Raw genomic sequence first — 18,698 nt, forward strand, 5'->3', positions numbered from 1 at the left:
TTCAAACGGAGCCTTCGACATGAGCATCCACGCCCGCATCGCCGAACTCGGCATCACCCTGCCCGAGCCCGCCAAGCCGGTCGCCAGCTACGTCTCCTACGTCCGCACCGGCAACCAGGTCCTGATCTCGGGCCAGCTGTCGAATGACGCCAATGGCGGCATCAAGGGCACCGTCGGCGTTGACGTGACCCCGGAACAGGCCGCCGAGGCCGCCCGCCTGTGCGGCATCAACCTGCTGGCCCAGATCAACGCCGCCGTGGACGGCGACCTCGATCGCGTCGTCCGCATCGTCAAGCTGGGCGGCTTCGTCCAGGCCGGTCCCGACTTCATCGCCATCCCTGCCGTGATCAACGGCTGCTCGGACCTGATGGTCGAAGTCTTCGGCGACGCGGGCAAACACGCCCGTTCGGCCGTCGGCGTCTACAAGCTGCCGCTCGGCTTCGCCGTGGAAATCGACGCCATCATCGAGGTGAAGTGAGCTTCACGCTTCAGGTTCACGACGGGATCGCCGACATAGGCCGGGACGCGTGGGACGCCTGCGCGGCCCCGACCGGCGATCCCTTCGTCTGCTACGACTTCCTGCACGCCTGCGAGGCGTCCGGCAGCGCCGTCCCGTCCCAGGGCTGGGCGGCGCGCCACCTGTCCCTGCATGACGAAGACGGCGCCGTGATCGGCGTCATGCCCCTCTATCTGAAGGGCCACAGCCAGGGCGAATACGTCTTCGACCACAGCTGGGCCGACGCCTATCAGCGCGCCGGCGGTCGCTACTATCCCAAGCTGCTGGGCGCCGTGCCTTTCACGCCCGCGACGGGGCCGCGCTTTCTGGTGAAACCCGTCACCCCGGAAAGCCTGCAAGGCTTATCCGGGGCCGCCCAAGACGCAAACGGCGGCGCCCTTGGCGGTCCCGGCTCTGCGCTTCGCTCCGGCCGGGATGACGCGATCAGGGAGGCCCTGCTGCAAGGCGCCCTGACCCTGGTCGAGCGCCTCGGCGTCTCGTCTTTGCACGTCAACTTCCCCACTGAGCCTGAGTGGCGCGCCATGACCGAAGCGGGCCTGCTGCCGCGCCGCGACATCCAGTTCATCTGGCGCAACGACGGCTATCAGACCTTTGACGATTTCCTCGCCGCCCTGTCGTCCAATCGGCGCAAGACCATCCGTCGCGAACGACGCGAGGCGCAAGCCGGGCTCGACATCCGCGTCCTGACCGGGGCCGAGATCACCGAGGCCCACTGGGACGCCTTCTTCGACTTCTACATGGACACCGGCGACCGCAAATGGGGCCGCCCCTACCTGACGCGCGACTTCTTCGCCCGCGTCGGCGCGACCATGGCCGACCGTATCGCCCTGGTCATGGCCTTCAGGGACGAGACGCCCATCGCTGGCGCCCTGAACTTCATCGGCCGCGACGCCCTCTATGGCCGTCAGTGGGGCGCGCTGGAGGAGGTCCCCTTTCTTCATTTCGAGCTCTGCTATTATCAGGCCATCGACTTCGCCATCGCGCGCGGCCTGTCGCGGGTCGAGGCGGGCGCCCAGGGCGAGCACAAGATCGCGCGCGGTTACCTGCCCTCCCCCGTCTATTCCGCCCACTGGATCGCCGACCCGGCCCTGCGCGATCCGGTCGCCCGCTACCTCGACAACGAGCGACCGGCGGTCGAGGCTGAGATGGCGGCGATGACGACGGACCTGTCGCCCTATCGCGCCCGCTGACAGGTCGTCGCATCGCGAAGTTCTACGGAACTTGCTGCGTCGCAATACGCTTCCCCTGTGAGTCTCCTCCTCACATCAGGAATCACCATGACCGATCAACGTATCGAAGGCGTCGCGACTGAACTGCAAGGCAAGGCCCAGAACGGCCTCGGCCGCCTGACCGGCGACAGCAAGCTGCAGGTCGAAGGCAAGCTGAACGAGGTCAAGGGCAAGGCGCTCGACGCCTATGGCCGCGTCATCGACGGCCTCGACGGCATGGTCGACAAGGCCCCTGTCGACCTGCGCGACCCGGCCCGCAAGGGTCTGGACTTCGCCCGCCGCAAACCCCTGCTGACCACCGGCATCATCGCCGGCGCGGCCATGCTGCTCGGCGCCCTGGGCCGTCGCCGCTAAAAGCCGCAGACAAAGCGAACAAAAAAGGCCCGGGCGTCATGCCCGGGCCTTCTCTTTTGGCCTGATCGAAGTCAGGCCGTTTCTTCTTCCTCTTCCTTCACCGCCGCGCCCTTGGCCGGGGTGATGTCGAAGGCGATCTTGCCGTCCTTCAGCTCGACCTTGACGTGTCCGCCGCGCGTCAGGCGTCCGAACAGGATGTCGTCGGCCAGCGGCTTCTTGATGTGCTCCTGAATGACGCGGGCCAGAGGCCGTGCGCCATACAGCTCGTCGAAGCCGTTCTTGGCCAGCCAGTCGGTCGCCTCGTCGGTCAGTTCGATGGTGATGTTGCGGTCCGCCAGTTGGGCGTCCAGCTGCATCATGAACTTGCCGACCACCGAACGGATCGTCTCGGCGCCCAGCGGCTTGAAGGCCACGATGGCGTCCAGGCGGTTGCGGAACTCCGGCGCGAACAGGCGCTGAATGGCCTTGTCATCCTCGCCCTCGACCTTGCCCCGGCCAAAGCCGATGGAGGCGCGGGCGTTGTCGGCGGCGCCGGCGTTGGTGGTCATGATCAGAATGACGTTCCTGAAATCGACCTTCTTGCCGATGGCGTCGGTCAGGACGCCGTTGTCCATCACCTGCAACAGGATGTTGTAGACGTCAGGGTGGGCCTTCTCGATTTCGTCCAGCAACACCACCGAGTGCGGGTGCTGATCGACAGCGTCGGTGAGCAGGCCGCCCTGGTCATGCCCGACATAGCCCGGAGGGGCGCCGATCAGGCGGCTGACCGTGTGGCGCTCCATATATTCCGACATGTCAAAGCGCTGCATCTCGATGCCGAGCGTGGCGGCCAGTTGCTTGGCCACCTCGGTCTTGCCGACGCCGGTCGGGCCGCTGAACAGAAAAGCGCCGATGGGCTTGTTCGGATCACGCAGACCCGCCCGCGCCAGCTTCATCGCCGACGAGACCTGATCGATGGCCTGTTCCTGACCATAGACCGTCCGCTTCAGATCGGCCTCCAGCTCGCGCAGGGATTCCGTGTCCGACTTGCTGACCGATTTCGGGGGGATACGGGCCATCTTGGCGATGACGGCCTCGACCTCCTTCTGGCCGATGACCTTCTTGCGCTTGGATTCCGGCAGCAGCATCTGCGACGCCCCCGCCTCGTCGATCACGTCGATCGCCTTGTCCGGCAGCTTACGGTCGGTGATGTAGCGGGCCGACAGATCGACCGCGGTGCGGATGGCGGCGTCGGTGTAGCGCAGCTTGTGGTGGGTCTCGTAGGTCGTCTTCAGACCCTTGAGGATCTTCACCGTGTCCTCGACCGTCGGCTCGTTGACGTCGATCTTCTGGAAGCGACGCACAAGGGCGCGGTCCTTCTCGAAGTGCTGGCGATACTCCTTGTAGGTGGTCGAGCCCATGCAGCGCAGGCTGCCGGAGGCCAGGGCCGGCTTCAGCAGGTTGGAGGCGTCCATCGCCCCGCCCGACGTGGCCCCGGCGCCGATCACCGTGTGAATTTCGTCGATGAAGAGGACCGCATTTTCATGCGTCTCCAGTTCCTTGACGACCTGTTTCAGACGCTCCTCGAAGTCGCCGCGATAGCGGGTGCCGGCCAGCAGCGCCCCCATGTCGAGCGAGTAGATGGTGGCGTCCTTCAGAACCTCGGGCACCTCGCCGTTGACGATCTTGCGGGCCAGGCCCTCGGCGATGGCCGTCTTGCCGACGCCGGGATCGCCGACCAGCAGAGGATTGTTCTTGGTGCGGCGGCACAGGATCTGGATCGAGCGCTCGACCTCGGCGTGGCGGCCGATCAGGGGATCGATCTTGCCCTTGCGGGCCTTCTCGTTCAGGTCGACGCAATAGGCCTCCAGCGCCTCTCCGCCCGACTTCACGGCGGCGGCGTCCTCGGCCTCCTCGGGGGAGCCCTTGGCGGGACGGGTCTCGGTCGCGCCCGGCTTCTTGGCGATGCCGTGGGCGATGAAGTTGACCGCGTCATAGCGCGTCATGTCCTGCTCTTGCAGGAAGTAGGCGGCGTGGCTTTCACGCTCCGAGAAGATGGCGACCAGGACATTGGCGCCCGTCACCTCTTCGCGGCCCGACGACTGGACGTGGATGACCGCGCGCTGGATCACGCGCTGGAAGCCCGCCGTCGGCTTGGCGTCGTCGCCATCGGCCGTGGCCAAGGCGGCCAGGTCGTTGTCGACGTAGAGGGTCAGCGCGGTTTTCAGCGCCGCGAGATCCACATTGCAGGCCGTCATGACCGCCGACGCGTCCGTGTCGTCGATCAGGGCCAGCAGCAGGTGTTCCAGCGTTGCGTATTCGTGCCGACGCTCGTTCGCATAGCTGACCGCGCGGTGCAGGGTCTCTTCGAGAGGACGAGAAAAGGAGGGCATGGGAAGGATCCTCTCAGTCTTTTTCCATCGTGCATTGCAGAGGATGCTGGTGACGGCGCGCCGTCTCGACCACCTGGGCGACCTTGGTCTCGGCCACTTCGTAGGTGAAGACGCCGCAAACCCCGACGCCATGCTGATGCACATGCAGCATGATGCGGGTCGCGTCTTCGCGGCTCTTCTGGAAGAACCGCTCCAGCACATAGATGACGAACTCCATAGGGGTGTAGTCGTCATTCAGAATCAGCACCCGATAGAGCGAGGGCCGCTGAAGCTTCGGCTTTGTTTCGGTGACGACGGCGGCGCCTGCGCCTCCGCCTTGTTCACCTGGCCGTCTCGTAGGCATTCGTTGTCCGTACTTCGGGGAGAGTCGATGGTTCAGATAGGCAATGATGGCCTGATTTGTAGGGGCGTCCAGTCACAGGGTGCGTGAGCAGCCCAGCTAACCAAAGATTCACGGGACATCGACGAGCCGGGATCGCACCAATGAGCCTCGAACTCGCCTCGATGGACGCCCCCATGACCCTGATCGCTGGACTTATCGCCGCACTGGCTCTGGCGCAGACCCCTGCCGCTGCGCCCGTCATCCCGGACGAGGCGAAGCTGATGCCGATCATCGCCGAGCGCGACACAGCTCTGTTCAGCACCATGTTCGACCGCTGCGATCCGGCGGCCCTGGCCGATCTGGTGACAGACGATCTGGAATTCTACCATGACCGAGGCGGGCTGACGGCGACACGGGCCGTCTTCGTCGCCGACTACGCCAAGGGTTGCGAAGCGAGAGAAGCCCCCAACGCCTGGCGCTCACGCCGCGAACTCGTGCCCGGCTCGATGCGCGTCTTCGCCATCCCCGGCGTCGGCGCCGTCGAGGAGGCCAGTCATCTCTTCTATGAGCGTCAGGGCGACGGGCCGGAAACCCTGGTCGGTCGCGCCCGCTTCTCGATGCTCTGGCGGCTGGAGGACGGCCACTGGCGGTTGGCCCGCGCCTTCAGCATCGACCACGCGCCCGCATCCGACGCTGCGCCCTGAGGACGCAAAAAGGCCCCGGCGTTTCTGCCGGGGCCTGATTGTGCGCTACTAAAACGCGTCAGGCTTAGCGGGCGGCCTGGAAGCTCTCGACGGTCGCGGTGACGCGCTCGTTGATCGGCTTGAAGCTGTCCTTCACCGAGGCGGTGAAGATCTCGGTCGCCTTGCCGAACTGGGCCAGATAGGCCTCGGCGGCCGACTTGGCCCACGAGGTCTGAAGTTCGACCAGTTCCTGCACCGAACGCGCCTGGCTCAGCGACTGGGCGGCGGCGACGCCGTCTTCCCAGCTCTTCTTGGAGAAGGCGAGCGTCTCTTGCGACAAAGCCTCGGCGCCCTTCTGGGCGGCGGCGGCCGACTCGACGACGGCTTCGAGGTTCTTCTTGCCGTGCGCATTCAGCTCGGTCAGCGAGGCGACGGACTTGTCCACGCCTTCGCGGAAAGCCTTGGCGCCCGCAGCCTGAATGTTCTCCGCCTGGGCCTTGGCCTTGGCGGTGTTCTGTTCGACGGTCTTCTTAACAGTCTCGGCGGCGTCAGCCATTGGGACTCTCCTGAAGCGATAAAGGGTCTCGCAACGAACGGCGTTCATCGCGACAGGGGTCATATGGTGCATGTGCGAAATGACTTCAAGTGAAAATTGTGCGACGCAACATATGAACGCCGATCACCCTTGACGGCCAAGCCGATCACAACTCCGTTGACGGCTTGTTTACCCTCTCGAAACCCGCAGAGCCGATGTTAGCCTTTGTAACGCGCGGTGATCAGGGTCGTCATCGCGCCACAGTGACGAGGCTAGTAGATTGACCATGAACGCCGTATTCCGCCGTCGCTTCCTGGCCGCCCTTGTTCTGGGCGGCGTGGTTCTCACGCCCGCTCTCGGCGCGCCGCCGCCGGTCGCCCAGTCCTCGGACAACTCGCGCTACGCCTCCATCGTGGTCGACGCCGCCTCAGGCGAGGTGCTGTTTTCGCGCTTCGCCGACGCCCGCCGCTACCCCGCTTCGATCACCAAGGTCATGACCCTGTATCTGGTTTTCGAGGCGCTTGAATCCGGCAAGGTCAAGCTGACCGACAATCTGACGGTCTCGCCGCGCGCCGCCTCGCAGCCGCCGTCCAAGCTGGGCCTGGCCGCCGGTCAGACCATCAGCCTGGACGACGCCATGAAGGCCACGGCGGTCCGCAGCGCCAACGACATGGCCGTGGTCCTGGCCGAGCATATCGGCGGATCCGAAGCCCAGTTCACCGCCCGCATGACGGCCAAGGCCAAGGAACTGGGCATGGACGATACGCGGTTCACCACCGCCAACGGCCTGCCCGATACGCGCCAGGCGACCACCGCCCGCGACCTGTCGATCCTGAGCCGGGCGGTGATGCGCGACTTCCCGCAGTACTATCGCTACCTCGGCCTGCACGACTGGTACTACAACGGTCGCGACTACCGGAACACCAACGGCCTGCTGGCGACCAACCGCGGCTATGACGGCATCAAGACCGGCTTCACCAACGCCTCAGGCTACAACCTCGCCGCCTCCTCGGTGCGCGACGGCAAGCGGATCATCACCATCGTCATGGGCGGCCGCTCGACCGCCAGCCGCAACGCCCACGTCGCCGAACTGATGGACACCGGCTTCGAAGTCCAGCGCCGCCGCGGCCAGGGCGAGCGCATCCAGGTGGCCCAGGCCTTCTTCGAGCAGCGCGGCTACGGCGTCAGCGCCGATCCCAACCCGCCGGTTGAATACGCCTCTGCCTCAAGCGAAGACGGCGAAGGCGCCAGCGCGACCGCCGTGGCCTACGTCGCCGGCCCGCCGCCCGCCAACCTGCCGACCCAGGTGACGCCGCCGCCGTCGGCTCGTGCAGCCGCGGCGACGCCTCGCGCCGCTGCGCCGGTCCAGCGCGCGGAAGCTCCGCGCACGCCCGAAAACCTCACGGCCTCGCTCAACGGCGGCGCAGGGACGACCACGCGTCGCGCCTCTTCCGCCGCCACGCCCGCACGCGCCCCGGCTCGCGAAGCCTCCCGCACGTCCGCTGGTCGCTGGACAGTTCAGGTCGGCGCCTTCCGTGATGAAGCCGTGGCCCGGACCTGGCTAAACGATGTCAGCCGTCGCTTCCGCACCCAGTTCACCGAGGCGCAGCGCGACGTTCAGAATGCCGACGGCTGGTACCGCTCGCGCTTCACCGGCATGACCCAGGCCGCCGCCGAAGCCGCCTGCGAGACCCTGGGCGAACGCCGCGTCACCTGCATGGTCATCCGCCCCAGCTAAAGGGCCTAGCTACCCCGGCCGTTGTTCCAGCCGCCTTCGGCCAAGCGGGCCGCATAGTTGCGCACGTCCACTGGCCAGGACTGGATCGCCGCACCGAAGGCGGTCCAGTCGCCGGCGAACAGCATCCGCGTCGCCTCCTCATAGCCGGGCTGGTCGCCCGCCATGGCTGTCATGAAGCGATAGGCGGCCTCGCGGCTGGCGCGCACGCGATCCGGCCCTTCAGCCCCGCGCAGGGCGTTTTCCACCAGCTTCCTCAGCGCCACCGACGCTCCGCCCGGCTGGGCCGCCAGCCAGTCCCAGTGACGCGGCAGCAAGGTCACTTCGCGCGCCGTCACGCCCAGCTTTGGCCGCCCTGGCCCTCGCTTCTCGACCGGCGCTGACGGCGCTAAACGCCCGAGAACCGCCTCCAGATCGCCGCGCAGATCAAACTCGACCGGACGGCCGTCAGCGTCGTCGAACACCAGCACCGCCTCGCCCGCATCGTGCGCGGCCTTGACGGCGTGGGCCACCATGGCAGGCGCGCCGGTAGCGATCAGTCGGCCTCCGGCAAAGGCGGTACAGACAGCGGTGTTCATCGTCAGATCCTTCAAGGAACCGACGATTTACCCGGATGAAATAGGGGCGTCAATATTACCCGGATCTATTAAGCCCGCTCGCGGCTCCCGCTGCCGAAGACCGACCCCGCTATCCAGCTGACCACGCCGGTCACGATGGCGGCGCCGATCCCGGCCCACAGGCCGTTGACGACAAATCCATCCAGGAACCAGGCCGTCAGCCCGATCATCGCGGCGTTCACCACCAGCAGAAACAGACCGAAGGTCACAATGGTCAGCGGCAGGGTCAACAGGATCATGATCGGCCTAACAATGGCGTTCACCAGACCCAGAATAACCGCCGCCGCCACCAGCGCCCCGGTCGAGGTGAAGTCCACCCCCGGCACGACCTCGGCCGCCAGCCACAGCCCCAGGGCGGTGATGACGGCCTGAACGATGAAACCTATCATGACAGCCTCTTTCTGCTTGAACCTTGACCATGTAGCGCGCCAGATCGCATTCGGCTCCCGTGCGAAAACCGCCCTGCCCTGCTAGCCTTGGGCGACCACCACTGACGGAGCCTCCCATGAGCCTTCACGGCGCCTACGATCCCGACAACATCTTCGCCAAGATCCTGCGCGGCGAGATCCCCAGCGTGAAGGTGTGGGAGGATGACGACGTCCTGGCCTTCATGGACGTCTTTCCCCAGTCCGAGGGTCATGTCCTGGTGGTGTCCAAGACCTCGCAGGCGCGCAATCTGCTCGAGATCGAGCCGGAGGCGCTGACCAAGCTGACCGCCGCCGTCCAGCGCACCGCCCGCGCGGTGGAAAAGGCGCTGAAACCTGAGGGTCTCAGCCTGATGCAGTTCAACGGCGAGGCGGGCGGCCAGACCGTCTTCCACCTGCATTTCCACATCATCCCGCGCTGGGCCGACCGTCAGATGAAGGGTCACGGCCACGCCCCCATGGCCGATGCCGAACAGCTCCAGGCCCTGGCCGCCCGGATCGCCGCCGAACTGGACTGACTACAGCGGGCCTTTGAAGATGAAGAAGGCCCCGCCCGCGATCAGCGAAAAGCCGACCAGATGGTTCAGGGTCAGCTTCTCGCCGAGGTAGAGCACCGAGAAGACGGCGAAGACCAGCAGGGTGATCACCTCCTGCATGGTCTTCAGCTCGGCCGCCGAATAGACCTGATGGCCGATGCGGTTGGCGGGCACGGCCAGGCAGTATTCGAAGAAGGCGATACCCCAGCTCAGGATCACCACGATCCACAGCGGCTTGGCCCCGAATTTCAAATGCCCGTACCAGGCGAAGGTCATGAAGACATTGGACAGGGCCAGCAAAAGGATCGGTGTGAGATAGGGCGTCATCGGCATGCGCGGACTGTGCTTGCGTCCTGACGATTCCACCAGCATAAGGCGCCAACGGCCGGCTTAGCTCAGTTGGTAGAGCGCCAGTTTTGTAAACTGGATGTCGCGGGTTCGATTCCTGCAGCCGGCACCATCCTCTTCGGCCGCCTCCTCCCATGTCAGAGACGACCAACAAGCTGGGCCACAAGATCGGGACGCGCGGCGCCCGCACCCGTCGCGCCATCCTCGACGCCCTGCGGGAATTGCTGAACCACAAGCATCTGGGCGAAATCCGCGCCGCCGATGTCGCGCTGGCGGCCGGCGTGTCTGCGCCGACCTTCTACACCTATTTCAAGTCCGTCGAAGAAGGCCTTCTGGTCCTCTGTGAGGAAGCCGGCGGCGATTTCCAGCGCCTGGCCAAGCATATCCACGCCGACTGGACGGGCGACCGCGCCTTTGACGCCGTGCGCGCCTATGTGCTGGAAGTTCTGGCCCTATGGGGCGACCATGGCCCCGTGCTTCGGGTCGAGCACATGCTGGCCGACAAGGGCGAGCCGGACTTCGCCGAGAGCCGCATCAAGCGGATGCGCCGCCTTCACCTGGCGCTGGAACGCCGCATCGCCCAGGCCAAGGCCAATGGCTATCATCCCCAGGGCCTCAGCCCGCGCCTGACTTCGTACGAAACCGCCAATCTGGTGGAATCCGTCGCCGCCGGCTTCGCCCTGATGCGCCGCGCCGACACCGCCGAGGCCATCGTCGACACGACCGCCCATATCGTCGTGAAACTCACGACGGGAAGATAGCCCGCTTCCTCGCCCTGCCCCCCACACCCTACTCGCTCATCCCGGCGAAGGCCGGGATCCAGATCAAATAGCGAGGCGGCTGGCTTTGAAGGGCGGGATTGCGCCTTCGGAACTATCAGACGCGCCATACAATCTGGATCCCGGCCTTCGCCGGGATGAGCGGAGTCAGGGGTGGCTACCCCCCGCCCAGCGCCACCGCCGTGTGATAGACGATGAAGGCGCCCAGATAGGCCAGGCCGAACATGTAGCCGACCATGATCAGGGTCCACTTCATCGAGCCGGTCTCGCGGCGCACGACGCCGATGGTCGGCAGACACTGCGGCGCAAAGACATACCAGGCCAGGAAGGCCAGACCCGTGGCCAGCGACCAGTCCGCCGACAGCACCGAGGCCAGGGCGCCGACGTTCTCTTCGGCGCCGGCGACCGCGTAAACCGTCCCCAGAACCGCCACGGCGACTTCGCGCGCCGCCATGCCGGGCACCAGGGCCACCACCATCTGCCAGCTGAAGCCGATGGGGGCGAAGATGGGCTCCAGCGTCTTGCCGATCATGCCGGCGAAGGAATAGTCGATGGCCGGTCCCGTCGCGCCTTCCGGCGGATAGGGGAAGGTCGACAGCGCCCAGACGATGATCATCAAGGGCAGGATGATCTTGCCCGCCCGACGCATGAAGATCTTGGCGCGAAGCCACAGATTGAACAGCACGCTCTTGATGTCGGGCATCTTGTAGGCGGGCAACTCCATCATGAAGGGCTCGACCGCGCCGCGCCAGAAGACCTTGCGGATGACCACCGAGACCAGAAGCGCGCTGATGATGCCGGCGGCGTAGAGGCCGAACATGACCAGGCCCTGCAGGCTGACGAAGCCCCAGACCGTCTCATTGGGAATGAAGGCGGCGATGATCAGGACATAGACGGGGATGCGCGCCGAACAGGTCATCAGCGGCGCGATCAGAATGGTGGTCAGCCGATCGCGTTTCGCCTCGATCACCCGCGTCGCCATGATGCCGGGAATGGCGCAGGCGAAGCTGGACAACAGCGGAATGAAGGCGCGGCCATGCAGCCCGGCCCCCCCCATGATCTTGTCCATCAGGAAGGCCGCGCGGGCCATGTAGCCGAAATCTTCCAGCACGATGATGAAGAAGAAGATGATCAGGATCTGCGGCAGGAAGACCAGAACGCTGCCCACCCCGCCGATCAGACCGTCGACAATCAGGCTTTGCAGCAGACCGTCGGGCACTACCGCCGCGACCCAGCCGCCGACCAGGGCGAACAGGGCCTCGATGCCGTCCATCGCGGGCGTGGCCCAGGTGAAGACCGCCTGGAACATGACGAACAGGACGCCCAGCAGGATCGCCAGACCCGCCAGCGGGTGCAGCAGGACGCTGTCGATCTTGCCGGTCAGCGTGTCGGGCCGCTCGGGCGCGCGAACGCAGGCCTTCATGATGCGCTCGGCCTCGCGATGGGCGGCGCGAATTTCTGTGGCGGACGGCGCATGCCATTCGCTGTGGGTCTCGCCAACCGCCAGGTCAGCCTGGGTCTGGGCGGCGGCGACCAGTTCGGCGATGCCGCGCTTGCGCGTCGCCACGGTCGTGACCACCGGCGCGCCGATCTCGGCTGACAGCCTTTCAAGATCGATGCGCAGACCCTGGCGCTGGGCGATGTCGTACATATTCAGCGCCAGCACCATCGGTCGTCCGACCTGCTTCAGCTCCAGCGCGAGACGCAGGACCAGCCGCAGGTTGGTGGCGTCGGCGACGCAGACGACCACATCCGGCGGCGTCTCGCCCGGCAGAGCGCCCAGAACGGCGTCGCGTGTGACTTCCTCGTCCAGACTGCGGGCGCGCAGGGAATAGGTGCCCGGCAGGTCCAGCACCGACAGGGTGCGGCCGTCGGCGGCGTGGATGCGGCCTTCCTTACGCTCGACGGTCACGCCGGCGTAGTTGGCGACCTTCTGATGGGCGCCGGTCAGGGCGTTGAATAGAGCGGTCTTGCCGCTGTTGGGATTGCCGACCAATGCGATTCGGGCGGTGCGAACGGCCATGTCCATCAGAGGGCTCCCTCTTCAAGACGAATGATCAGACTGGCCGCCTCGTGCCGACGCAGGGCGACGCGCATGTCGTCCACCTTGATGGCGATGGGGTCGCGACCGAACAGACCCTCGTGCAGCAGTTCGACATGCGCGCCCTCGACAAAGCCCAGCTCCAGCAGGCGGCGCTCCAGTTCGACCTCATGGTTCTGATGGTGGCAGTGCGTGCCAACCTGAACGATGACGCCGCGATCGCCGCGGCGGGCCTGGCTGAGTTTGATGGTGTCGGTCATGGCGCTCATTACGACGGCGCCCGGCGCCGCTCACTGAAGTTGACAGTGATTATCAGCTGCGAACCGTTCGCGTCCAGTGACGATAACCGCCGCCGTTGCGACTAAACGCCCATCGGCTATCAAGAGCGTCTGGCCTATGGAGTTCGTCATGCGTACCGCCCTGATCCTCGCCTCCGCCCTTGCCGCTTCGTTGAGCCTTGCCGCTTGTGGCGAAAACTCAGCGCCCGCCGCCGATGCAACACCCAAGGCCCCGCCGCCGCCCGCCCTGACCGAGGCTGAGAAGGTCGCGGTGCTGGCCGCCCTGCCCGCCCCCTACAACGCCGGCGATCTGGAGAACGGCCGCCGCGCCTTCGCCCGCTGCCGATCCTGCCACACCATCACCCCGGGCGGCCCGAACATGGCGGGCCCGAACCTCTACGGCGTCTTCGGACGGCAGGCCGGAGCTCTGGACAAGTACAGCTACTCACACGCCCTGCGCACGGCGGGCTTCACATGGGACGCCGAAAAGCTGGATCACTGGCTAGAGAACCCCAAGACCTTCCTGCCCGGCAACAAGATGACCTTCGCCGGCCTGCGCGACGCCACGGACCGCCGCGACGTCATCGCCTTCCTGAAGGTGGAGACGGGCTATGCCCCTGAAACGGCGAAGGCCGCCGCAATCGCGACGGCCCCCGCTTCCTGATCGGTTAGCCTTAAGCGCCTTACCCCGGACTCATGTCCGGGGTCTTGCCCTCGGCGATCTCCTGGGCCTCCCATTCCTCGATCTTGCGCGCCGTATAGTCCGGCGACCGGGTGAAGCGCGCCAGCACGCCATAGATCACCGGCACCACGAACAGGGTAAGGACCGTGGCGAACATGGCCCCCGAAAAGATCACCACGCCGATGGTCTGACGGCTGCCCGCGCCCGCGCCTTGCCACAGCACCAACGGCAGGGCGCCGAAGGCCGTCGCGATCGAGGTCATGATGATCGGACGCAGACGCAGCGCCGATGACTCGATGATGGCCTCGCGGATCGACCGGCCCTGATCGCGCAGCTGGTTGGCGAACTCGACGATCAGGATACCGTTCTTCGCCGCCACCCCGATCAGGATGATCAGGCCGATCTGGCTGTAGATGTTCAGGCTGGAGCCCGCCATCAACAGGCCGAACAGCCCGCCCGCCGCCGCCAGGGGCACGGTCAGCATGATGACCGCCGGCGTAATCCAGCTCTCGAACTGGGCCGCCAGCACCAGGAAGACCAGCAGCAGGGCCAGGGCGAAGGCCCAGCCCACGGCGCTGCCCGCCTCCTGCTGATCGCGCGCCGCCCCGCCCCAACGGATCGTCGCCAGACCTTGCGGCTGCTTGGCGACCTCCGCGTTCAGGAAGGTGATGGCGTCGTCGATGGTCATGCCGGGATTGAGGTCGGCCTGCAGCGAGATGGCCCGCTGGCGATCCAGACGGCGACGATCAGGCGTATCGCCCGAGGTCTGGGTCGTGACCACCGCCGACAGCGGCACCAGCTGCCCGGCCCCGGTCGAGACATAGAGGGCCTCAAGATCGGCGACCTCGCGACGGTTGTCGCGCTCGGTCTGCAGGATGACGTCGTATTCCTGACCGCCCTTGATGTAGGTGGTGGCCCGACGCGACCCGAACATGGTCTCCAGGGTCCGGCCGATCTGCTGCGACGACACGCCCAGAGCCGCCGCCTTCTGCGGATCGACATCGACCAGCAGGCGCGGCGCGTTCGGCTCATAGTTCAGGCGCGGACGCGAGAAGCCGGGGTTCTCCTGCGCCGCCGCCAGGATGGGCTGCAGCCAGTCATAGATCGGGCCATATTCGGAGCCCGTGACGATCATCTCGATCGAGTTCGAGTTGCCGCCGCCGCGCTGGAAGGCGCCGGGGGTCGAGGCGTTGACCTGGGCGTCGGTCTGGCCACGCAGTTTGCCGTTCAGCTCCTGCGCGATTTCATCGGCCGAGCGTTTGCGCTCGGACCAGTCCTTCAGCGTCAGGCTGGCGTTGCCGGAGTTGTAGCTGCCGCCGCCGAATCCGGGCGCCGAAACCAGATAGGAATCGACCTCGCCGTTTTCCTTGTACTCGGCCAGGATCGGCTCCAGCCCCAGCATGATCTTGCGGGTGTAGTCATAGCCGGCGCCTTCCGGCCCCTGCACGCGGATGCCAACGCGGCCCCGGTCCTCGGGCGGCACCAGTTCATTAGGCAGGGTCAGGAAGATGCCCCCTGCTCCGGCCGCCACCAGAACGATCAGGCCGACAACGCCGCCCACGGCGGCACGACGCCCCAGAAGAGCGTTCAGCGAGTTGGCGTAAGAGGTCTTCAGCGCGTCCATGGCTCGGTCGACCCGACGCGCCAGCCAGCCGCCGGTGTGTGCGGGCTTCAGGATCTTGGACGCCAGCATGGGCGACAGGCTCAGCGCCAGGAAGGCCGAGAAGGCCACGGCTGCGGCGATGGCCGCCGCCAGTTCGACAAACAGACGACCGACATAGCCTGGCAGGAACAGCAGCGGCGCAAACACCGACAGCAGCACCACGGTCGTCGCCACGACGGCGAAGAAGACCTGACGCGCCCCTCGCTCGGCCGCGACCAGCGGCGGTTCGCCCAGGTCTAGGCGACGCTGAATATTCTCGACCACGACGATGGCGTCATCGACCACCAGGCCGATGGCCAGAACCAGGGCCAACAGAGTCAGCAGGTTCAGAGAGAACCCGAGCGGCGCCAGGACGATGAAGGTCGCCAGCAGACAGATGGGGGCCACCACGGACGGGATGATCGCGGCGCGCAGACTGCCCAGGAAGATGAAGTTAACCAGGGCCACCAGCGCCATCGAAATGCCGATGGTGATCCAGACCTCGTCGATGGCGTGAGAGGTGAAGACCGAGTTGTCCGAACCGATCTCCAGCGTCGTGCCGGGCGGCAGGGTCGGCTGCACCTGCGCCATCAGGGCGCGCACGCCATCGGAAATGGCCAGGTCGTTCGACTGAGCCTGACGCGTGACGGCCAGGCCGATCTGATCCAGACCATTGCCCCGGAACATTCGACGCGCTTCGGACGGCGCTTCCTCAACACGGGCGATGTCGCCCAGACGCGTGACATAGGCGGCGTTGCCCAACAGGGCGCCGGTGACGCCGTTGGTCATGGCGGTCGTCGCCCCGGCCAGGGTGCCAGACGCCTGAGCTCCCGTGGCGGTCGAGGCCGAACCCCGCGTGCCGATCGGCAGTTGGGCGAAGTCGGCGGGCCGCGCATAGGTGCGGGCGACGCGGACGGTGTAGTCCTTCTGCGTCGATTCCAGCGAACCGGCGGGCAGCTCGACGTTCTGGTTGGTCAGGGCGGTTTCGACGTCGCTGACCGTCAGGCCGCGCGCGGCCATGGCGGCGGCGTCCAGCCAGATGCGCATGGCGTAGCGCTGCTCGCCATAGATCTGCACCTGGGCCACCCCCGGCACAGTGGCGAAACGGTCCACCAGATAGCGGTCGGCGTAGTCGGTCAGCTCCAGACGGTTCATCGTCGTGGAGCGCAGGAACATGACCATGATCGGCTGGCTGTCGGAATCGGCCTTGGCCACTTCCGGCGGGTCCGCCTGATCCGGCAGACGCCCGACCACACGCGAGATGCGGTCGCGCACATCGTTGGCGGCGTCGTCGATATTGCGGTCCAGCGAGAACTCGATGTTCACATTGGAACGGCCGTCGCGGCTGGACGAGTTGATGCGCTCGACGCCCTGGATGCCGGCGATCTGCTGCTCGATCGGCTCAGTGATCCGACTCTCGATGACCTCGGCCGACGCCCCGGCGTAGCTGGTGCTGACCGACACGACCGGCGGATCGACGTCCGGCAGTTCCCGCACCGGCAGGAAGAAGAAGGCCGCCAGCCCGATGACGCACAGGACGATGGCCGCCACCGCCGCAAAGACGGGGCGCCGAACCGAAAGATCAGACAGCATCATTTGCGGGCCGCCTCGGCGGTCTGCGTCCCGGCCTTCTGGCCGCCTTTGTCAGTGGCGGCGCCGACGCGGACGGGCGCGCCCGGCTGAATGCGGTTCAGGCCCGAGGCCACGACCCGATCATTGCTGTCCAGTCCCGACAGGACTTCGACATAGCCGCCCTCGACGGCGCCGGCCTGGATTTCGACGCGCTGAGCCGTCGTGCCGTTTTCGCCGCGCGCGATACGATAAACGAAGGCACCTTGGCCTTCATATTGAACCGCCGCCTCGGGCACGGCCAGGCTCTGACGCCGACCTTGCTGCACGGCGACGCGCATCATCATGCCGGGACGGATGCGACCGCCCGGATTGGCGAACTCGGCGCGGGCGATGACGGCGCGGGTCTGTTCGTTGACCCGTGTGTCCAGAAGAGCAATGCGCCCCGAGAAGGTCTCGCCCGCGTAGGCGTCAGCCGAGGCGACCAGCGGCGTGCCGACCTGAAGCGTACCCAGATAGCGTTCCGGCATGGGGAAATCGACGCGAATAGCGCTGGTGTCGTCCAGGGTGGTGATGACCGACCCCGGCGAGATCAGCGTGCCCGGCGTCACCGTCGTCAGGCCCAAAACGCCGTCGAAGGGCGCGCGGATGACGCGGTCGCCGCGACGGGCTTCTGCGGCGGCCACGGCGGCGCGGGCCGATTGCAAGGCCGTCTCGGCGGTCTCGGCGGTCACGCGAGGCGCGACGCCTCGTTCGGCCAGAATCTTGAAGCGATCATACTCGCGCTGCGCCTGCGTCAATTGAGCGCGCGCCTGGATCAGGTCAGCGTCCTCTTCACGCGCCTGCAGCTCGACCAGCGGCGTTCCCGCCGCGACCCGCTGGCCGTCGGTGAACAGGACGCGGGTGATCAACTGCGTCGTGTTCGAGGTGATGTTGACCGAGCGCTTGCTGCGCGCCACGCCGAGAACCCGGATCTGGTCGGCAAACTCACGCGGAGCGACGACCGCCTCCGCCACCGCCTGACCACGACCGCCGCCGGAACCGCCACGTCCAGGTCCGCCTGCGCCGCCCTTGCTGTCGTCGGCCAGGGTGATCTTCAGGACCGCCGCCAGGACCATAAGCCCCACCAGACACGCCGCCGCGATGATGAAAAAATGGCGTTTGAACACGCGACGCAGTCTCCCCGACAACAAGCGGTCCCGCTTAGCGGGTCATGGCCGTTACGCAAATAAAGTATCTGTAACGTTGGGGTGTTCGATTTCCGTCGCGGAAGACGGCCTCAAAAACGTCGCCAGACGCCGATGATCGGCCCTCGCGACACGGCTGTTTCATGACCCGCGACCGTTTGCCGCCAGCCCGCCTGCACGCTCCAGTCGCCAATACGCCGAACCGCCGAGGCCTCGACCGACACCCAGAGCGGACTGCTGTCGCCGTCGGCCGCGCCGCCATAGGCCTGCGCCAACAGCATCCAGTCATCATTCAGATGCGCCCCGATGGTGGCGTCGATCCTCACCTCGTCGGGCAGACCCTGCCGCCAGCGGCGCGCGACCTGCGCCTCAATGAAGGTGCGTTGCGGCGTCCAGCCCCCGCCCTCAAGAGAGTGGCCGAACATCGCACGGGCCTCCCAGTCGCTATCGCCCGCGCCGGGCGACGCATAGCCCGCATTGCGCCCCTCGCCGCCCTGAGCGTAACCGACATAGATCGCCGCCGCGTTATGATTGTCGCGATAGGCCTGCCAACGCATGCCCACTTCGATGGGACCGCGCCCTTCAAAATCGACGAAGGCGTCGCGCCCCTTTTGCCACTCGCCCTTGAGCTGCAGTGTCCATCGGTCGGTCAGGCCATATTCCGCGAATAGAGACGCGGACTGATCGCGTCGCTCAGCCGGCAGGTCCACCCGCTTGCCATCGCCGAACCCTTGGTCAGCGCGCATGTCCTCATACTTGACGATCGCCTGCCCCTGCCCTTTCGGCAAGTTCCAGGCCCCCGCGGTGGCCGACGTCGCCGCCATCACACCCAGTCCGATCAGCAGCC

19 protein-coding genes and 1 tRNA gene are annotated in these 18,698 nt (G+C 66.3%); 9 read left to right on the top strand and 11 right to left on the bottom strand.

Annotated features, from left to right (window positions below):
* Positions 1–19 precede the first annotated feature (19 nt).
* From HNP51_RS16370 to HNP51_RS16380, 3 genes are all read left to right on the top strand, one after another.
* Positions 20–478, top strand: a complete 459-nt coding sequence (locus HNP51_RS16370; protein WP_105564768.1) for a RidA family protein — start codon at positions 20–22, stop codon at positions 476–478.
* Complete coding sequence (locus HNP51_RS16375) at positions 475–1,707, top strand: GNAT family N-acetyltransferase (RefSeq protein ID WP_184272600.1); 1,233 nt, start codon at positions 475–477, stop codon at positions 1,705–1,707. The genes HNP51_RS16370 and HNP51_RS16375 overlap by 4 nt, the downstream gene beginning before the upstream one ends.
* An 87-nt stretch (positions 1,708–1,794) precedes the next feature.
* Positions 1,795–2,100, top strand: a complete 306-nt coding sequence (locus HNP51_RS16380; RefSeq protein ID WP_178826095.1) for a CsbD family protein — start codon at positions 1,795–1,797, stop codon at positions 2,098–2,100.
* A gap of 71 nt (positions 2,101–2,171) precedes the next feature.
* On the opposite strand, the gene clpA is transcribed toward HNP51_RS16380, so the two are convergent.
* The gene (clpA, locus tag HNP51_RS16385) at positions 2,172–4,472 is read right to left on the bottom strand and encodes an ATP-dependent Clp protease ATP-binding subunit ClpA (protein ID WP_184272598.1); all 2,301 of its coding nucleotides are present in this window, start codon (positions 4,470–4,472) and stop codon (positions 2,172–2,174) included.
* Positions 4,473–4,485: 13 nt separating this feature from the next.
* Positions 4,486–4,815, bottom strand: coding sequence for an ATP-dependent Clp protease adapter ClpS (gene clpS, locus HNP51_RS16390; protein ID WP_105564763.1), 330 nt, complete (start codon positions 4,813–4,815; stop codon positions 4,486–4,488).
* A gap of 140 nt (positions 4,816–4,955) precedes the next feature.
* On the opposite strand from clpS, the gene HNP51_RS16395 reads away from it, so the two are divergent.
* Entirely contained in the window at positions 4,956–5,498 is a 543-nt protein-coding gene (locus HNP51_RS16395) for a nuclear transport factor 2 family protein (protein ID WP_260398550.1), read from the top strand.
* A gap of 64 nt (positions 5,499–5,562) precedes the next feature.
* On the opposite strand, the gene HNP51_RS16400 is transcribed toward HNP51_RS16395, so the two are convergent.
* Positions 5,563–6,033, bottom strand: a complete 471-nt coding sequence (locus HNP51_RS16400) for a phasin family protein (protein WP_184272596.1) — start codon at positions 6,031–6,033, stop codon at positions 5,563–5,565.
* A 265-nt stretch (positions 6,034–6,298) separates the two neighbouring features.
* On the opposite strand from HNP51_RS16400, the gene HNP51_RS16405 reads away from it, so the two are divergent.
* Positions 6,299–7,750, top strand: a complete 1,452-nt coding sequence (locus HNP51_RS16405) for a D-alanyl-D-alanine carboxypeptidase (protein ID WP_184272593.1) — start codon at positions 6,299–6,301, stop codon at positions 7,748–7,750.
* 5 nt (positions 7,751–7,755) lie between these two features.
* On the opposite strand, the gene HNP51_RS16410 is transcribed toward HNP51_RS16405, so the two are convergent.
* Both HNP51_RS16410 and HNP51_RS16415 read right to left on the bottom strand, forming a co-directional pair.
* Positions 7,756–8,325 carry a DUF2239 family protein gene (locus HNP51_RS16410; protein WP_184272590.1) on the bottom strand — a complete coding sequence of 190 codons (570 nt, stop codon included), beginning with the start codon at positions 8,323–8,325 and terminating at the stop codon, positions 7,756–7,758.
* A 68-nt stretch (positions 8,326–8,393) separates the two neighbouring features.
* The gene (locus HNP51_RS16415) at positions 8,394–8,753 is read right to left on the bottom strand and encodes a phage holin family protein (protein WP_184272587.1); all 360 of its coding nucleotides are present in this window, start codon (positions 8,751–8,753) and stop codon (positions 8,394–8,396) included.
* A gap of 116 nt (positions 8,754–8,869) precedes the next feature.
* On the opposite strand from HNP51_RS16415, the gene HNP51_RS16420 reads away from it, so the two are divergent.
* Positions 8,870–9,307: an HIT family protein gene (locus HNP51_RS16420; RefSeq protein ID WP_184272584.1), complete on the top strand. Its 438-nt coding sequence runs from the start codon at positions 8,870–8,872 to the stop codon at positions 9,305–9,307.
* On the opposite strand, the gene HNP51_RS16425 is transcribed toward HNP51_RS16420, so the two are convergent.
* Positions 9,308–9,658, bottom strand: a complete 351-nt coding sequence (locus HNP51_RS16425; protein ID WP_105564781.1) for a DMT family protein — start codon at positions 9,656–9,658, stop codon at positions 9,308–9,310. It abuts the gene before it with no gap.
* A gap of 51 nt (positions 9,659–9,709) precedes the next feature.
* On the opposite strand from HNP51_RS16425, the gene HNP51_RS16430 reads away from it, so the two are divergent.
* Together HNP51_RS16430 and HNP51_RS16435 are read left to right on the top strand one after the other, a co-directional pair.
* Positions 9,710–9,785 (top strand) — tRNA-Thr (locus HNP51_RS16430).
* Positions 9,786–9,807: 22 nt separating this feature from the next.
* Positions 9,808–10,434, top strand: a complete 627-nt coding sequence (locus HNP51_RS16435) for a TetR/AcrR family transcriptional regulator (protein WP_184272581.1) — start codon at positions 9,808–9,810, stop codon at positions 10,432–10,434.
* A 175-nt stretch (positions 10,435–10,609) separates the two neighbouring features.
* On the opposite strand, the gene HNP51_RS16440 is transcribed toward HNP51_RS16435, so the two are convergent.
* Both HNP51_RS16440 and HNP51_RS16445 read right to left on the bottom strand, forming a co-directional pair.
* Entirely contained in the window at positions 10,610–12,481 is a 1,872-nt protein-coding gene (locus tag HNP51_RS16440; protein WP_184272578.1) for a ferrous iron transporter B, read from the bottom strand.
* Positions 12,481–12,753, bottom strand: a complete 273-nt coding sequence (locus tag HNP51_RS16445; protein ID WP_184272575.1) for a FeoA family protein — start codon at positions 12,751–12,753, stop codon at positions 12,481–12,483. The genes HNP51_RS16440 and HNP51_RS16445 overlap by 1 nt, the downstream gene beginning before the upstream one ends.
* 148 nt (positions 12,754–12,901) lie before the next feature.
* Between HNP51_RS16445 and HNP51_RS16450 the strand changes: the two genes are divergently transcribed.
* Positions 12,902–13,435 carry a cytochrome c family protein gene (locus HNP51_RS16450; protein ID WP_184272572.1) on the top strand — a complete coding sequence of 178 codons (534 nt, stop codon included), beginning with the start codon at positions 12,902–12,904 and terminating at the stop codon, positions 13,433–13,435.
* Between the two features lie 19 nt (positions 13,436–13,454).
* Here HNP51_RS16450 and HNP51_RS16455 read toward each other — a convergent pair whose 3' ends face one another.
* The 3 genes from HNP51_RS16455 to HNP51_RS16465 all read right to left on the bottom strand — a co-directional run bounded on the left by HNP51_RS16455 (position 13,455) and on the right by HNP51_RS16465 (position 18,675).
* Positions 13,455–16,688 carry an efflux RND transporter permease subunit gene (locus HNP51_RS16455; protein ID WP_221415971.1) on the bottom strand — a complete coding sequence of 1,078 codons (3,234 nt, stop codon included), beginning with the start codon at positions 16,686–16,688 and terminating at the stop codon, positions 13,455–13,457.
* Positions 16,688–17,833, bottom strand: coding sequence for an efflux RND transporter periplasmic adaptor subunit (locus tag HNP51_RS16460; protein ID WP_184272567.1), 1,146 nt, complete (start codon positions 17,831–17,833; stop codon positions 16,688–16,690). The genes HNP51_RS16455 and HNP51_RS16460 overlap by 1 nt, the downstream gene beginning before the upstream one ends.
* A gap of 110 nt (positions 17,834–17,943) precedes the next feature.
* Positions 17,944–18,675, bottom strand: coding sequence for a hypothetical protein (locus tag HNP51_RS16465; protein WP_184272564.1), 732 nt, complete (start codon positions 18,673–18,675; stop codon positions 17,944–17,946).
* Positions 18,676–18,698 lie beyond the last annotated feature (23 nt).

Origin of the sequence: Brevundimonas bullata, assembly GCF_014207965.1 — a bacterium.
GTDB classification, from domain to species: domain Bacteria; phylum Pseudomonadota; class Alphaproteobacteria; order Caulobacterales; family Caulobacteraceae; genus Brevundimonas; species Brevundimonas bullata_A.

Excerpts from the sequence above, each read along its gene's own strand:
- HNP51_RS16380 (WP_178826095.1), top strand. The coding sequence starts at position 1,795 with ATGACCGATCAACGTATCGAAGGCGTCGCGACTGAACTGCAAGGCAAG.
- HNP51_RS16395 (WP_260398550.1), top strand. The coding sequence starts at position 4,956 with ATGAGCCTCGAACTCGCCTCGATGGACGCCCCCATGACCCTGATCGCT.
- HNP51_RS16410 (WP_184272590.1), bottom strand. The coding sequence starts at position 8,325 with ATGAACACCGCTGTCTGTACCGCCTTTGCCGGAGGCCGACTGATCGCT.
- HNP51_RS16445 (WP_184272575.1), bottom strand. The coding sequence starts at position 12,753 with ATGACCGACACCATCAAACTCAGCCAGGCCCGCCGCGGCGATCGCGGC.
- HNP51_RS16415 (WP_184272587.1), bottom strand. The coding sequence starts at position 8,753 with ATGATAGGTTTCATCGTTCAGGCCGTCATCACCGCCCTGGGGCTGTGG.
- clpS (WP_105564763.1), bottom strand. The coding sequence starts at position 4,815 with ATGCCTACGAGACGGCCAGGTGAACAAGGCGGAGGCGCAGGCGCCGCC.
- HNP51_RS16450 (WP_184272572.1), top strand. The coding sequence starts at position 12,902 with ATGCGTACCGCCCTGATCCTCGCCTCCGCCCTTGCCGCTTCGTTGAGC.
- HNP51_RS16370 (WP_105564768.1), top strand. The coding sequence starts at position 20 with ATGAGCATCCACGCCCGCATCGCCGAACTCGGCATCACCCTGCCCGAG.
- HNP51_RS16455 (WP_221415971.1), bottom strand. The coding sequence starts at position 16,688 with ATGCTGTCTGATCTTTCGGTTCGGCGCCCCGTCTTTGCGGCGGTGGCG.
- HNP51_RS16440 (WP_184272578.1), bottom strand. The coding sequence starts at position 12,481 with ATGGACATGGCCGTTCGCACCGCCCGAATCGCATTGGTCGGCAATCCC.
- HNP51_RS16420 (WP_184272584.1), top strand. The coding sequence starts at position 8,870 with ATGAGCCTTCACGGCGCCTACGATCCCGACAACATCTTCGCCAAGATC.
- clpA (WP_184272598.1), bottom strand. The coding sequence starts at position 4,472 with ATGCCCTCCTTTTCTCGTCCTCTCGAAGAGACCCTGCACCGCGCGGTC.
- HNP51_RS16465 (WP_184272564.1), bottom strand. The coding sequence starts at position 18,675 with ATGGCGGCGACGTCGGCCACCGCGGGGGCCTGGAACTTGCCGAAAGGG.
- HNP51_RS16405 (WP_184272593.1), top strand. The coding sequence starts at position 6,299 with ATGAACGCCGTATTCCGCCGTCGCTTCCTGGCCGCCCTTGTTCTGGGC.
- HNP51_RS16425 (WP_105564781.1), bottom strand. The coding sequence starts at position 9,658 with ATGCCGATGACGCCCTATCTCACACCGATCCTTTTGCTGGCCCTGTCC.
- HNP51_RS16400 (WP_184272596.1), bottom strand. The coding sequence starts at position 6,033 with ATGGCTGACGCCGCCGAGACTGTTAAGAAGACCGTCGAACAGAACACC.
- HNP51_RS16435 (WP_184272581.1), top strand. The coding sequence starts at position 9,808 with ATGTCAGAGACGACCAACAAGCTGGGCCACAAGATCGGGACGCGCGGC.